A 13,336-nucleotide genomic window follows, 5' to 3' on the forward strand; every position below is an offset into this window, starting at 1 on the left:
CGCATTGACCACGCATTGACCTCCTGGCCGCTTCCGGGTGAAGACAGGCCATGATCGCAGCGAAATTCCAGACCTTCCTCATCCTTCTCGCGGTGCTGGCGGGCACCGCGCTTGTCGCCCGCCGTTTCAACATTGCTCCTGCGATCCTGCTGATGCTCTCCGGCGTCGGCCTCGCCTTCGTGCCGGGCATGCCGCCGGTCGAGCTGCCGCCGGAACTGGTGCTGCTGATGGTGCTGCCGCCGCTGATCTATTCGGCGAGCGTCGCCATGAGCTGGCGCGAGTTCAGGAACAATCTGCGTCCGATCGTGCTGCTCGCGGTCGGCGCGGTGATCTTCACCGCGGCGCTGGTGGCGGCCGCCACACATTATCTGATCGGCCTGCCCTTGACGGTAGGCTTCCTGCTCGGGGCCATCGTCGCGCCGCCCGACGTGGTGGCGCCGCTCGCGATCGCGCGCCGCCTGAACATGCCGCGCCGGCTCCTTGTCATCCTTGAAGGCGAAGGGCTCGCCAACGACGCCACCGCGCTGATCCTCTACCGCTTCGCGCTCGCTGCCATCATGGTCGGACATTTCTCGCTGCCGCTGGCGGCCGGCGAGTTCCTGCTGATCGTTGCCAGTGAGATCGCCTTCGGCATCGGTGTCGGCTGGCTCTCCCTGCGCTTCCGCAAATGGTCCAGGGATCCGCAGGTCGAGCTGACGCTGTCGCTGATCACTCCTTACGTCTCCTACTGGCTGCCCGAGCATGTTGGCGGCTCCGGCGTGATCGCGACCGTCGCCTGCGGCCTCTATGTGAGCTGGAACGGCCCGCTGCTGATCTCCTCGGCGACGCGCCTGCAGGGCATCTTCTTCTGGGACCTCATCATCTATCTGATCGAGGGCCTGCTGTTCCTGCTCACCGGCTTCCAGATGCGCGCGCTCTACGAGAAGTCGAAGGCGTTTCCGCTCGACGACATCATGATCGCGACCGCCGTCGTTCTGACGATCATCGTGACCGCGCGCTTTGCCTGGCTCTATCCTGCGACCTATCTGCCGCGGATCCTCTCCAGGTCGCTGCGCCAGCGCGACCCGTCGCCGCCGTGGCAATGGCCGTTCGTGCTCGCCTTCACAGGCGTGCGCGGCGCGGTGTCGCTGGCGGCGGCGCTGGCGCTGCCGTTTACGCTACCCGGTGGCGAGGCCTTTCCTTATCGCGACCTGATCCTGTTCGTCGCCTTCGGCGTCATCTTCGTGACGCTGATCGGCGTCGGCCTGACGCTGCCGCCGGTGGTGCGCTGGCTCGGCGTCGCCGAGGCCGGCCGCCATGAGCATGTCAGCGAGCACGAGGCGGAGATCACGGCGCGACGCCAGGCGCTCGATGCCGCACTGAAGTCGCTCGATGCGTTGACCGCGGAAAAGGAAATCTCCGATGAGGTGATGCGGCTCCTGCGCGCCCGCCACGAGATCCGCGTCAACCAGCTTCCGGATTCACTCGATCCCGCCCATCACGACGTCTCCGCCGCCGGCACCGCGCTGACCCGCAGCCTGATCGACGCCGAACGCAAATTCATCCACGACCTGCTGCGCGACGGCCAGATCACCGACGAGACGAGGCGCCGGATCGAGCGGGATCTGGATCTGGAGGAGGCGAGTTTGGCGAACCGGGAGTATCGGGGCGGGCCGCTGTAACCTCCCGTCATTGCGAGCGCAGCGAAGCAATCCAGACTGCCGCCGCGGAAAGACTCTGGATTGCTTCGCTGCGCTCGCAATGACGGGCTGAAGCACCGGAGCAATCTACCGCCTCTCGCAAAACTCCCCTACCGCCGCTGCCACGGCTCCTGCAATCAGCTCCTGCCGTTCCGCCGAGTTCATCTCCATCTCCTCGTCGCGATTGATGATGGAGCCGGCTTCGAGCAGCACGGCGGCGCTTCTCGTTCGTGACAGAACGACGAGCCCGTCATAGCGGTAGACGCCGACATCCTTGTCGAGCAACTGGCGGCGGTAGCGGCCCATCACCGGCAAGGTGTATTGGCTGGCGTAATGCAAGCCCTGCTCCTTCAGCCGTCGGCCGATCAACCGGGCCAGCTTCAGGCTGGTGGTGAAGTGCGGATTGCGCTCGGAGACGAACAGCGAGTGGCCGGAAAAACGATCGCTGAAATAGCTGTTCGCGCCGTCGAACTCCCAGGTTTCGAGCAGCTTGTCCGGCACCGAATCGTGGTGAACCGACAGGAAAAGATCAGCGTGCGCTTCATTAGCGCTGCCGACCCGCTTGAACAGGCTCGGCCGTGCCTTGCCGTCCGTGACGAGCAGGCGGGTTGCGGCAAAGCCCTCGGACTTGAGTTTCGTCGTGATCAGTCTGGCGAGCCGGAAGTTGAAGCCGAACTCCGGATCGTTGCGCGCGCTCAAGGCGCCATAGGAGTCCGGGGTGTGACCGACATCCACGACGATCCGGAATTTCGGCGTCTCGCATTTGGCCAGTGCGGGCGACGGCTTAAGTCTGACTTTCGCGACCTTCCGGGCCGGAGCAGCACGGCCAGCGTCGATCGACGGAAGCAACAGCGCGACCAGCGACACCAGGAGAATTGCAACGATGCCCCGCGACTGACCCAAGTCCTACTCCGCTGCCGCAATCTGCGGCCGGCTGACGAGCCCCGTTCCGCGGCCGGACTCGGTCAGGAATTTATTGTCCTCTGCGCGGAGCATGGAAAATCCTCCCGATTTGTTTTTTGGGAAGATTGGCGCGGGAGCGGGAAGACGTCAACGCAAGAACGGCTCTCGTAGGGTGGGCAAAGGCGCGCTCTTCGCGCGCCGTGCCCACCACAGCGACTACGATCACAGAAACATGGTGGGCACGGCGCTAACGCGCCTTTGACCACCCTACGGTACCGTCTCCTAAACCGGCCGCTCCCCCTTCACCGTTACGCGCGTGCCCGAGCGCGTGTGGGGCCAGTAGTCCCACATCGCGCGGTGCTGGGTGCAGCGGTTGTCCCAGAAGGCGATGGCGTTCTCGGTCCAGCGGAAGCGGCACTGGAACAGCGGGTTCTCGGCGTGCTGATAGAGATAGGCGAGCATCGCATCGCTCTCGTCGCGCGGGATGCCGTTGATGTGGCGGGTGAAGCCGCGGTTGACGTAGAGCGCCTTTCTGCCCGTGACCGGATGCGTACGGACCACGGGGTGCTCGGCGTGCGGATAGCTCGGCCTGTCGGCGACGCCATAATTCGCATAGAGCCCGCGATAGATCGGCTCGCCGTCGTGCAGCGCCGTGAGCCCATCGAGATAGGTCTTCATGCGGTCCGACAGCGCCTCGTAGGCCGCGTACATGTTCGCGAACAGCGTGTCGCCGCCGCGCGGCGGGCATTGCTTGATGTAGAGGATCGAACCCATCGGCGGCTCGAGATCGCAGGACACGTCGGAGTGCCAGCCCTCGCCGTTGGCGCGCGGCGAGTTCTTGTCGGCGTAGATCTTCATCAGCGCCGGGTCTTCGTCCTCGTGGGGTGCGGCGGGATGAAAATGCAGCTCGCCGAACTTGCGGCCGAAGGCGAGATGCTGCTGCGGCGTGATGTGCTGGTCGCGGAAGAAGATGACGAGGTTTTCGGCGAGCGCGCGGTGGATCTCGTACATCTGTTGGTTGGAGCGGGCATCGCCCTCGACGAGCGCGCCGATGTCAACGCCGGATATTTCCGCGCCGATGATGGGGGTGAGCTTTTCGACCTGAAGCGTCTCGTAGGGCGCGCCGTCGTCCGCCGTATGGCGGTAGCGCGGGCCTTGCTTGCCGGCGAGTGAGCTCATGGCGTGTCTCCCGATCGTATTGATTTGGAGTCATCGTAGCGCGCGGTGACGGATGTGCAATCTGCACCGCAAACTCAGCTCGTCGTCCCGGACAAGCGTAAGCGCAGATCCGGGACCCATAGCCACAGGATTGGGTTTGGCGAAGATTCGGAGTGACAGCCCGTCGTAACCACACAGTCCTGTAGTTATAGGTCCCGGATCGGCGCGCGCTTGAGGCGCGCTTGTCCGGGACGACGGAAGTGTCTGGAGCGCGAGCGGAGTAGAATTACTCCGCCGCAGGCGCTGGCACCTTGGCGCCCTGGCCGTAGCGCTGGTCGATGTAGTCGATCACCAGCGCCTTGAAGTCGGCGGAGATCGTGGGCCCGCGCAGCGTGCGGAACTTCTTGCCGTCGACGAAGACGGGCGCGGCCGGCGCTTCGCCGGTGCCGGGCAGCGAGATGCCGATATTGGCGTGCTTGGATTCGCCGGGGCCGTTGACGATGCAGCCCATCACGGCAACGTTGAGCTCTTCAACGCCGGGATATTTCGTCTTCCAGGTCGGCATCTCGTCGCGGATGAAATCCTGGATCGAGCGGGCCAGCTCCTGGAACGTGGTCGAGGTGGTGCGGCCGCAACCGGGGCAGGCCGCAACTAGCGGCACGAAGGTGCGGAAGCCCATGGTCTGCAGCAGCTCCTGGCCGACCTGCACCTCCCGGGTGCGGTCGCCGCCGGGCTCCGGCGTCAGCGAGATGCGGATGGTGTCGCCGATGCCCTGCTGCAAGAGGATACCGAGCGCGGCCGAGGACGCCACGATGCCCTTCGAGCCCATGCCGGCCTCGGTGAGACCGAGATGGATGGCGTAGTCGGAACGCGACGCGAGGTCCTGATAGACCGCGATCAGATCCTGCACCGCCGAGACCTTTGCGGAGAGGATAATGCGGTCCTTGGGCATGCCGAGCTCTTCGGCGCGCGCGGCCGAGAGCAGCGCGGACTGCACCATCGCTTCACGCGTCACCGCGCGCACATCGCGCGGGTTCGGCGAAGCGGCGTTCTCGTCCATCAGCTTGGTCAAGAGCTCCTGGTCGAGCGAGCCCCAATTGGCGCCAATGCGCACCGGCTTGCTGTTCTTGTTCGCGATCTCGATGATGTCGGCGAACTGGGTGTCGCGCTTGTCCTTGAAGCCGACATTGCCGGGATTGATGCGGTACTTGGCGAGCGCTTCGGCGCAGGCCGGATAGGCCGCGAGCAGCTTGTGGCCGATATAGTGGAAGTCGCCGATCAGGGGCGTGGTGATGCCACGCTTGGCAAGGCCGTCGCGGATGTGCGGAACGGCGGCCGCGGCCTCCTCGCGGTCCACGGTGATGCGAACCATTTCGGAGCCGGCGCGCGCGAGCGCTGCGACCTGGGCGATGGTGCCGTCGATATCGGCGGTGTCGGTGTTGGTCATCGACTGCACGACGATCGGCGCACCGCCGCCGACAGCGACGTTGCCGACCTTGACCTGGGTGGTCCGGTGCCGGGGCGCGGGGCCCGCGATGTCTGAATCGAGAGGGTTTTCGAGCTTGTTCATGGCGTCCAAATATCAGGTTTTGGTGACGTTCAGCAATGCATCGCGCGGCGCCGCAGCCGTTCCGCTCGGACGGTTAACCAGAAAAAGCCCAGCAATTACAAGGACCGCGGCGGCGCCGAATGTCAGGCTCAGGGTGTCGTGCATGATGAAATAGCTACCCACCACGCCAAACAAAGGGGTGATGAAGGTAAAAGCCGACAATTTGCTGGCCGAATAGGCCTTCACCAGCGCGAACCAAAGCGTGAACGTGGTTCCCACCACCCAGATCGCCTGGAAGGCCATCAGAGCGAGGGACAGCGGCGCCGGCGTGTGGGTGATGGATTCGCCAAACAGCCAGGCCGCCAGCCCCAGGATCGGGATCGAAGTCGCGACCTGATAGCCCAGCGCCTTCTCGGGCGCGGCGAAGCGCAGCCGTGTGCCCTTGGCGACCAATGTCGTCGCCGCCCACAGTCCGGCGCCGCCGACGATCAGGAGGTCGCCGAGCAGGACATGCGAATCGACATTGGGCTGCGGCACGCCGATCGCGAGTGCGACGCCGGCAAAGCTGACGGCAAGACCCAGCCATTGCGAAGCGCCAAGCCGCTCGCCGAGCACCTGGTAGGAGCCGAGCGCGACAAAGAAAGGCGCGGTGTAGAGGAACACCACCGCGCGGGAGGCGGAGGTGAGGCGCAGGCCCTGGAAGATCAGCACGAACTCGATGCCGAACATCAGCCCTGCGATCAGGCCGGCCTTCCACGTTCCGTCACGCTCGAAGAATTTCACGCCACGCAGGGTGCCGATGATGAACAGCACCGGCAGCGCGCCCAGCGAGCGGATCATCGCCTGAAGCATCGGCGGGATGTCCGGCAGCACCAGCTTCACCGCGATCTGGTTGAATCCCCAGGTCAGGCACAGCATGAGCATCAGGGCGATGGCGCCGGCGCTGAGAGGACGGCCGGTGGACGGGTTGGCTTGAGGTGCGGACATTTCTTCCTGAGATCCGGCTTTGCGCCGTTGTTGCTTTAAGACATTTTCTGACAATGGGCGCAGACGCCAGTGATCTCCACCACAGACAGCTTTGGCGCGAAGCCTGAGCTGCGCGCCGCGGCGTTGATATCCTTTGCAAAGGATGCCGACGGGATCTCGCCGACGAGACCGCAGCGCTCGCAGATCAGGAACGCCACCGCCGAGGTCGCGTCATGGTCATGGGCGGCACAGGCCAGATAGGCGTTGCGGCTCTCGATGCGGTGCACGAGACCGTTGGCCATCAGGAAATCGAGAGCGCGATAGACCGTGATCGGCGCCGGCCGCGCCATCGACTTGGCGAGCTCGTCGATGACCTCGTAGGCGCCGAGCGGGCGATGGCTGGAAAGCAGCGCTCCCAGCACCTGGCGGCGGATCGGCGTGAATTTCTGCGCGCGCTGCTCGCAAACCTCCTCGGCATGCGCCAACGCGTCCGCAGTGCAGCGGCCGTGATCGTGGTCGGGCGCGGGAAAGGCCGGCTTTGCGAGGGTCATGCGGCCCGCCTTCTAGCATTTCGGCGATGGAACCCAAAGCATCACCGGCGGCGGGGCTGCCAGCCATGCTCTCGCCGCGGGACTGCGTCCCGATAATCCGCCACGCAATAATCATAAGCTTGCTTATAATATCTCAAGCTTATTGGAGACCAAGCTTATGAGCCGCGGGTCCGTGGACCAGAACTTCCTGTTTACGCTCGCCGAGCTTTACCGCCTGCTGCGCGTCTATGCCGACAAGGAGGCCTCGCGCTTCGGCATCACCCGCGCGCAATGGGCGGTGCTGGCCAAGGTCGAGCGCAGCGAGGGCATGAAGCAGTCCGAACTCGCCGAGCTGCTCGAGGTGCAGCCGATCACGCTGACGCGCCTGATCGACAAGCTCTGCGACAGCGACTGGATCGAGCGCCGCAGCGATCCTTCGGACCGCCGCGTCAAGCGCCTGTACCTGAAGAAGGCGGGGCGGCAATTGCTGGGACGAATGAGCGGGCTGAAGTCCGAGCTCACCGCCAACGCGCTCGACGGCATCAGCCCGGCGGACGCCCACCGTCTCCTCACCCAACTCGAAACAATCAAGGAAAACGTGCGTAACGCGATCCAGACGTCCGGCGCGGAGCAAGCACGTAAGGAGCAGCGCTATGGCTGATCAGGTTCTCAAGTTCCAGCCCGAGCAGAAGAACGACAGCGGCAAGCCCACCAAGAAGGCCGGCACCGATCCGCGCCGCCGCCTGCTCGCCGGCCTGCGCCGCTATCGCCGCTTCCTGCTGATGGTCGTGCTGCCCGTTGTCGCCGCCATCGGCGGCGTCACCTTCTATCTCCACGGCGGACGCTATGTCGGCACCGACGATGCCTATGTCGGCGCACAGAAGGTGCTGGTGACGCCCGACATCTCCGGCAAGATCCAGAAGGTCCTCGTGAAAGAGGGGCAGTCCGTCAAGCAAGGCGACGAGCTGTTCGAGATCGACCCTGTTCCGTTTCGCCATGCGGTGGATGAGGCCAAGGCGCAGCTCGCCCAGGCCCGCACAACCTACGACAATCTCGTCGCCAACATCAAGATCTACGGCGACATGCTGGGCCTCGCCCAGCAGGGCGTCGAGCTGAAGCAGCGCGACGTCGAGCGCAAGCAGGCGCTGGTGAAGAACAATTTCGGCTCCCAGCTCGATCTCGACAACGCCGCCAACGCGCTGGTGACCGCCGGTGCGCAGACGCAGTTCGTCAAGCAGCAGCTGTCCAACGCAAAGACGCAGTTGCTCGGCAATCCTGACCTGCCGCTCGAGCAGTTCCCTCCCTATGCGCAGGCCAAGGCAAAGCTCGACGACGCCCAGCGCAATCTCGACCACACCGTGCTGCGCGCGCCGATGGACGGCGTCGCGACGCAGGTCGAGCAGATCCAGCTCGGGCGCTTCGTTGCCGCCGGCACGGCGGTGTTCTCCATCGTCGACATCGCCCACCCCTGGGTTGATGCCAATCCGAAAGAGAGCGACCTTACCTATGTCACCGAAGGCCAGCCGGTGACGCTCGAGGTCGACGCGTTCCCGAACCACGTCTTCAAGGGCAAGATCGGCTCGCTCTCGCCCGGCACCGGCGCGCAATTCGCGATCCTGCCGCCGCAGAACGCCACCGGCAATTTCGTCAAGGTGGTGCAGCGCGTGCCGATCCGCATCTATTTCGACGAGACAGACAAATACGTGCGGAAGCTGAAGGCCGGCATGAGTGTCTATGCCACCATCGACACCGGCCACCAGCGCTCGCTCGCCGGCCTGCTCGGCCTCTCGGCGACAGCGGGCCAGGACAAAGAATAAGGACTGACCTGATGTCCGGCCCCAATGCCAGCCTGATGGTCCCCGGCCTGCGCCGGAACATGGTGACGATCTGCGCCATGACCGCAACCGTCATGCAGGCGCTGGACACCACCATCGCCAACGTCGCCCTGCCCTACATGCAGGGCACGCTGTCGGCCTCGCAGGACCAGATCAACTGGGTCTTGACCTCCTACATCGTCGCCGCCGCGATCATGACCGCCCCGGTGGGCTGGATCGCCAACCGCTTCGGCCGCAAGCGCATTTTCATCATCTGCTCGGCCGGCTTCACCTTCGCCTCTGTGCTGTGCGGCCTGGCGCAGGACATCAACCAGATGGTGCTGTTCCGCCTGCTGCAGGGCGTGTTCGGCGCGGCGCTGGTGCCGCTGTCCCAAGCGGTGATGCTCGATTATTACACGCTCCAGGAACGCGCCACGGCGATGTCGATCTGGGGCATGGGCGTGATGATGGGCCCGATCATGGGTCCGTCGCTCGGGGCCTGGCTGACCGAGACCTATTCCTGGCACTGGGTGTTCTTCGTCAATTTGCCGTTCGGCGCGATCACCGTGCTCGGGCTCGCCGTCTTCCTGGACGAGACCGACAAGAATCTCAGCCTCAAATTCGACTGGTTCGGCTTCGGCGCATTGGCGGTCGCAATCGGCGCGCTCCAGCTCGCGCTCGACCGTGGCGAGCAGCTCGACTGGTTCGAATCGGTCGAGATCGTGACCGAGTTCGTCATCTCGGGGATAGCGTTCTACTATTTCTTCGCGCACTCCTTCACGACCTCGCGGCCGTTCATCCAGTTCGCGCTGTTCAAAGATCGCAACTTCCTCACCGGCTGCATCTTCATGACGGTGATGGGGCTCGTGCTGTATTCGACCATGGCGCTGGCCTCGCCATATCTTCAGAACGTGATCGGCTATCCCATCATGACCGCCGGCGGCCTGCTCGCTAGTCGCGGCTTCGGCACCTTCTTCGCGATGATGATGGTCGGCCGCATCATGCGCTACATCGAGGCGCGCACGCTGATCATCTCGGGCCTGACCCTGACCGCGGCCTCGCTGTTCCAGATGACCGGCTGGACCGATCAGACCCAGGTGCCGGAGATCGTCATCGTCAGCATCATCCAGGGCTTTGGCTTCGGTCTCGTCTTCGTGCCGCTCTCGACGGTGTCGTTCCTGACGCTGCCGAACCATTTGCGCACCGACGGCACCTCGATGCTGACGCTCTTGCGCAATGTCGCGAGCTCCGTCGGCATCTCCATCGTCATCGCCGAGCTGACGCAAGGAACGCGCAAGACCTATGCGATCCTGTCCGAGCACATCAACCCGTTCAACCATGCCCTGCAAATGCCCGACGTGCGCGGCATCATCAACCTCTCCACCGACGCCGGCCGCGCCATGGCCGACAGGATGGTCAGCGTGCAGGCGCAGATCATCGCCTTTGCCCACGACTACATGCTGGTGATGGTCTTCATCCTCTGCACCATCCCGCTCGCGCTGATGATCGGCTCGACCAAGGCCACCCTGCGCAAGCAGGCGGCGGGGCCGGAACATGCGGTGATGGAGTAGGCACGCTCGATCTACAATCTCTGCTGTCGTCCCGGACAAGCGTAAGCGCAGATCCGGGACCCATAACCACAGGGAGTGGTTGTCGCGCGAGCTGGTAACTCCGAACCCTCGCCAAACCTCCCCCTGTGGTTATGGGTCCCGGCCTTCGCCGGGACGACACCGAGAACTTTGAGCCGTCATCGCACCTCACACTGCATCGAGCTTGTGGCGCGCTCCCCTACCCCAACAACTCCTCACACCCCAAATCCTCCACCGCCATCATCACTCGCTCCAGATTGTTCCACCAGATCAGCGGCGGGATGTTGATGCTCCACTGCCAGACCGGCCTCGTGATCTGCCAGAGCACCGCCCAGCGGTAGTCGCGATCGAGCGCGCCGCGCGTGTAGCCGGTGATGCCGCTTTCGATCAGCGTCTCGTGGTAGAGATTCAGCAGCGGGCGTTCGAGCGCCTGCCGGCGTTCCGGATACCAATGCATCGCCATCATATAGGCGAGATCGTGGGTCGGAACGTTGATGCTCCAAAGATCGAAATCGAAGATGCGCACGGTGTCGGTGACGCCTGCGCGCGGCAGCAGGAAATTCCAGGTATGGGCATCGCCATGCGTGATGCTGAGATGGCGGTGCGAATGGTAGCGCTGGGACAGCCGCTCCGACTGATCGATCAGGCGACGGTAGAGGATTCGCCGCTCCTCGCTCAGGCGATTGCCGAGAAGGTCGGCAAAGCGGTCATAGTGCCCCGCAAACGTCTCCATGCGCTGCGCGCTGTCCTCCATGCTCGCGAAGGTGCCGACGGTGTCGCCGAGGCTCGGATGATCCCACCAGGCCGCATGCCAGCGTGCGAGCGTGTTGACGATGGCGAAGGCCTGCTCGCGCGACGGCGGCACCGGCCAGGCCATCCCGATGTCGTGGCTGTCGGTGAGATCCTCGAGCAGCAGATGCCAGGTGGGGCCCTCCTCGTCGAAATGCCCATCAAAGCAGCGCGGCACGAGTCCCGGCGGCATCTTCGGCGCGAGCTGCGTGTAGTAGTCCACCTCGCGCCGGCCGCCATTGGCGAGGTTCTCGGCGAAAGCCGAATTGGGAGTCTTGAGAATCAGCGACTGCGGGGCGCCGGCGGCTTCGCCGACATAACGCAGGCCGAGCCTGACGATATGCGACACGACGGTGTCGCGCTGATTCAGCACCTTCACTTCGCGGACCGCGCCGGCGTCGAGCACGCCGCCCCGGCGTAGCGCGGCCGTCAGTTGGGCCGGCTCAACGACCGCCGGCAAGTGTGGAGGTGTCATGACCACGATGCCCCTGTCCCGCGCCATACTGCACGATCACGATCCCGGGCACCAGCGGCCGCCCGATGCGGATCAAGCCGCGGCGGTCGAGTCGCGCACGGTCCGGACCACGACCGACCGCAGCTGCTCGAGATTGGCCGCCATGCCAGCGATCGCCTGCCTGACCTCCGCGGCGCGCTCGTTCACGGACGCCGCGTCGCGGCTGACATTGCCGATCTTGGCCGAGACGTCCTTCGCAGCGGAAGCCGATTCGGAGATCGACCGCGCGATCTCCCGCGTTGCCGCGTCCTGCTCTTCCATCGCCGCGGCAACCGAGGTCGCAACGCCGTCGATCTCGACGATGTGGCTCCCCATGGCCTCGACCGCGTCCACTGCCGCCTGTGTGGAGGCCTGGATCTCGGCGATCAGCCGCGCGATCTCCTCGGTGGATTTGGCGGTCTGGTCGGACAGGGATTTGACCTCAGCTGCGACCACCGCGAAGCCGCGGCCGGCCTCGCCGGCACGCGCCGCCTCGATGGTGGCGTTGAGCGCCAAAAGGTTGGTCTGACCGGCGATGCCGCCGATGAGGTCGGAGACTTCCGCGATCTTCTTCACCGATCCGGCCAGCGCCTGGATGGTCGAGCGGGCCTGCTCGCGGCCCGCGACCGCCGACCTCGTGACGGTCGAGGTGCGTGCGACCTGGGTCGCGATCTCCCGGATCGAGGCGCTCAGCTCCTCGGCTGCGGCCGAAACCGTCTGCGAGCTGCCCAGCGCCTGCGTCGAGGCCGCCGCCACAGCCTGCGATTCCGTGGACAGTGAGCGGGCGATCTCGGACAGGCTGGAGGCGACCCGTTCCACGCCCTGGCTCGCCGCGCTCGCGGTATCGACCGAACGGCCGGTTTCGCGCTCGACCGTCTCGGCCATCTGATGCAGGGCGGAGCGCTTGGCGCGTGCGGCCTCCTCCTCGTTCTGCAATTGCTCCTCGCGCAGGCGGGAATTCTCGATCGCCCCCTGCTTGAACACCGCGAGGGCGCCCGCCATCGAGCCGATCTCGTCCTGCCGATGCGCGAAGGGGATGTCGGCGGCGAGATCGCCGGTCGCAAGCTTCTGCATCGTGCCGGTCATGCGCACGATCGGACGGACCACGCCAAGGGCAACGCCAAGCAGGCCGGCGACGATGAAGGCCAGGACCGCGGCGGAAACGCCGAGGAGGATATAAAGGATCGAGCTGTCGCGGTCCTCGGCCAGCTTCTCCGTGTCGGCATTCTGCTTGTTGGCGCTCTCGACGATGCTGTCGATGACGCCGCGATGCGCGGTGTAGGCATCCTTGAGCCGCGCATAGGTGCGCTCGGTGGCAGCCATGTCCTTGGCCTTGAGGGCCGGCAGGAGCTGGTCGAACAGCAGCTTCCAGAACTTCTGCACCTCGGCATCGGATTTCGACACCAGGGCAGACTTCAGGTCGGCCGAGAGGCTGGAGGCCGTCCAGTAGGCCTTGCGCTCGTCGTAGTCCTTGCGGAGCTGGACCAGGCGTTCGCCATGGACCGCCAGCTGGTCCGGCTCGCGCATGGCGAGGGTGGCCTCGAGATAGGCCTCGATCACATATTCCGGTGGCGGCAGGATGTCGGCGATGAGGTCGTTGCCGAGCTTGATATCGGAATAGAGGGGACCGCCGACCTTGAGCTCGCGTAGCGCATAGAGGCTGGTGGAGACAACCGCGGTGAAGCCGATGGCGAGCACGATGCCGAACGCAATGATCGCGGAAGACAACGACAGGCGAATTTTCATGAAGCAATCCGGGCGCGAATGAAATCCGCACCGAGCCTAGACCGCTACGGTAAATACGGGCTTTCTTCGCGGACAAGTTGCAGAAGAAATGCTCCGCAGGACTACGGGATTGGGCTGTCA

11 protein-coding genes are annotated in these 13,336 nt (G+C 64.8%); 4 read left to right on the forward strand and 7 right to left on the reverse strand.

The window, feature by feature from the left end; translation table 11 throughout:
* Positions 1-50: 50 nt before the first annotated feature.
* Complete coding sequence (locus GGD63_RS33325) at positions 51-1,661, forward strand: Na+/H+ antiporter (protein ID WP_210316071.1); 1,611 nt, start codon at positions 51-53, stop codon at positions 1,659-1,661.
* A 105-nt stretch (positions 1,662-1,766) separates the two neighbouring features.
* Here the strand turns inward: GGD63_RS33325 and GGD63_RS33330 are convergent, their stop codons facing one another.
* The 5 genes from GGD63_RS33330 to GGD63_RS33360 all read right to left on the reverse strand — a co-directional run bounded on the left by GGD63_RS33330 (position 1,767) and on the right by GGD63_RS33360 (position 6,806).
* Positions 1,767-2,582, reverse strand: a complete 816-nt coding sequence (locus GGD63_RS33330) for an N-acetylmuramoyl-L-alanine amidase (RefSeq protein ID WP_183248480.1) — start codon at positions 2,580-2,582, stop codon at positions 1,767-1,769.
* Between the two features lie 282 nt (positions 2,583-2,864).
* The gene (locus GGD63_RS33335; protein WP_183248482.1) at positions 2,865-3,761 is read right to left on the reverse strand and encodes a TauD/TfdA family dioxygenase; all 897 of its coding nucleotides are present in this window, start codon (positions 3,759-3,761) and stop codon (positions 2,865-2,867) included.
* A gap of 265 nt (positions 3,762-4,026) precedes the next feature.
* On the reverse strand, positions 4,027-5,310 hold the full coding sequence (gene ispG / locus GGD63_RS40000) for a flavodoxin-dependent (E)-4-hydroxy-3-methylbut-2-enyl-diphosphate synthase (protein ID WP_210316072.1): 1,284 nt from the start codon (positions 5,308-5,310) through the stop codon (positions 4,027-4,029).
* Positions 5,311-5,322: 12 nt separating this feature from the next.
* Positions 5,323-6,276, reverse strand: a complete 954-nt coding sequence (locus GGD63_RS33355; RefSeq protein ID WP_183248490.1) for a DMT family transporter — start codon at positions 6,274-6,276, stop codon at positions 5,323-5,325.
* A 35-nt stretch (positions 6,277-6,311) separates the two neighbouring features.
* Positions 6,312-6,806 carry a Fur family transcriptional regulator gene (locus GGD63_RS33360; RefSeq protein ID WP_183248492.1) on the reverse strand — a complete coding sequence of 165 codons (495 nt, stop codon included), beginning with the start codon at positions 6,804-6,806 and terminating at the stop codon, positions 6,312-6,314.
* Between the two features lie 157 nt (positions 6,807-6,963).
* Here GGD63_RS33360 and GGD63_RS33365 point away from each other — a divergent pair, with 157 nt between their 5' ends.
* Genes GGD63_RS33365 through GGD63_RS33375 form a run of 3 tightly spaced genes read left to right on the forward strand, consistent with a single transcriptional unit; the run spans position 6,964 to position 10,170 of the window.
* A complete protein-coding gene (locus GGD63_RS33365; protein WP_183248494.1) occupies positions 6,964-7,446 on the forward strand; it encodes a MarR family winged helix-turn-helix transcriptional regulator in 483 nt (160 codons plus the stop codon).
* Positions 7,439-8,602 carry an HlyD family secretion protein gene (locus GGD63_RS33370; RefSeq protein ID WP_183248496.1) on the forward strand — a complete coding sequence of 388 codons (1,164 nt, stop codon included), beginning with the start codon at positions 7,439-7,441 and terminating at the stop codon, positions 8,600-8,602. The genes GGD63_RS33365 and GGD63_RS33370 overlap by 8 nt, the downstream gene beginning before the upstream one ends.
* Before the next feature lie 11 nt (positions 8,603-8,613).
* Complete coding sequence (locus GGD63_RS33375) at positions 8,614-10,170, forward strand: MDR family MFS transporter (protein WP_183248498.1); 1,557 nt, start codon at positions 8,614-8,616, stop codon at positions 10,168-10,170.
* Between the two features lie 217 nt (positions 10,171-10,387).
* Here GGD63_RS33375 and GGD63_RS33380 read toward each other — a convergent pair whose 3' ends face one another.
* Together GGD63_RS33380 and GGD63_RS33385 are read right to left on the reverse strand one after the other, a co-directional pair.
* On the reverse strand, positions 10,388-11,479 hold the full coding sequence (locus GGD63_RS33380) for a phosphotransferase (protein WP_183248500.1): 1,092 nt from the start codon (positions 11,477-11,479) through the stop codon (positions 10,388-10,390).
* Between the two features lie 45 nt (positions 11,480-11,524).
* Complete coding sequence (locus GGD63_RS33385; protein WP_183248502.1) at positions 11,525-13,216, reverse strand: methyl-accepting chemotaxis protein; 1,692 nt, start codon at positions 13,214-13,216, stop codon at positions 11,525-11,527.
* Positions 13,217-13,336: the final 120 nt, after the last annotated feature.

The sequence above is a fragment of the Bradyrhizobium sp. cir1 genome (genome assembly GCF_014198245.1).
Classification (GTDB): domain Bacteria; phylum Pseudomonadota; class Alphaproteobacteria; order Rhizobiales; family Xanthobacteraceae; genus Bradyrhizobium.

Excerpts from the sequence above, each read along its gene's own strand:
- ispG (WP_210316072.1), bottom strand. The coding sequence starts at position 5,310 with ATGAACAAGCTCGAAAACCCTCTCGATTCAGACATCGCGGGCCCCGCG.
- GGD63_RS33385 (WP_183248502.1), bottom strand. The coding sequence starts at position 13,216 with ATGAAAATTCGCCTGTCGTTGTCTTCCGCGATCATTGCGTTCGGCATC.
- GGD63_RS33370 (WP_183248496.1), top strand. The coding sequence starts at position 7,439 with ATGGCTGATCAGGTTCTCAAGTTCCAGCCCGAGCAGAAGAACGACAGC.
- GGD63_RS33365 (WP_183248494.1), top strand. The coding sequence starts at position 6,964 with ATGAGCCGCGGGTCCGTGGACCAGAACTTCCTGTTTACGCTCGCCGAG.
- GGD63_RS33355 (WP_183248490.1), bottom strand. The coding sequence starts at position 6,276 with ATGTCCGCACCTCAAGCCAACCCGTCCACCGGCCGTCCTCTCAGCGCC.
- GGD63_RS33360 (WP_183248492.1), bottom strand. The coding sequence starts at position 6,806 with ATGACCCTCGCAAAGCCGGCCTTTCCCGCGCCCGACCACGATCACGGC.
- GGD63_RS33375 (WP_183248498.1), top strand. The coding sequence starts at position 8,614 with ATGTCCGGCCCCAATGCCAGCCTGATGGTCCCCGGCCTGCGCCGGAAC.
- GGD63_RS33380 (WP_183248500.1), bottom strand. The coding sequence starts at position 11,479 with ATGGCGCGGGACAGGGGCATCGTGGTCATGACACCTCCACACTTGCCG.
- GGD63_RS33335 (WP_183248482.1), bottom strand. The coding sequence starts at position 3,761 with ATGAGCTCACTCGCCGGCAAGCAAGGCCCGCGCTACCGCCATACGGCG.
- GGD63_RS33325 (WP_210316071.1), top strand. The coding sequence starts at position 51 with ATGATCGCAGCGAAATTCCAGACCTTCCTCATCCTTCTCGCGGTGCTG.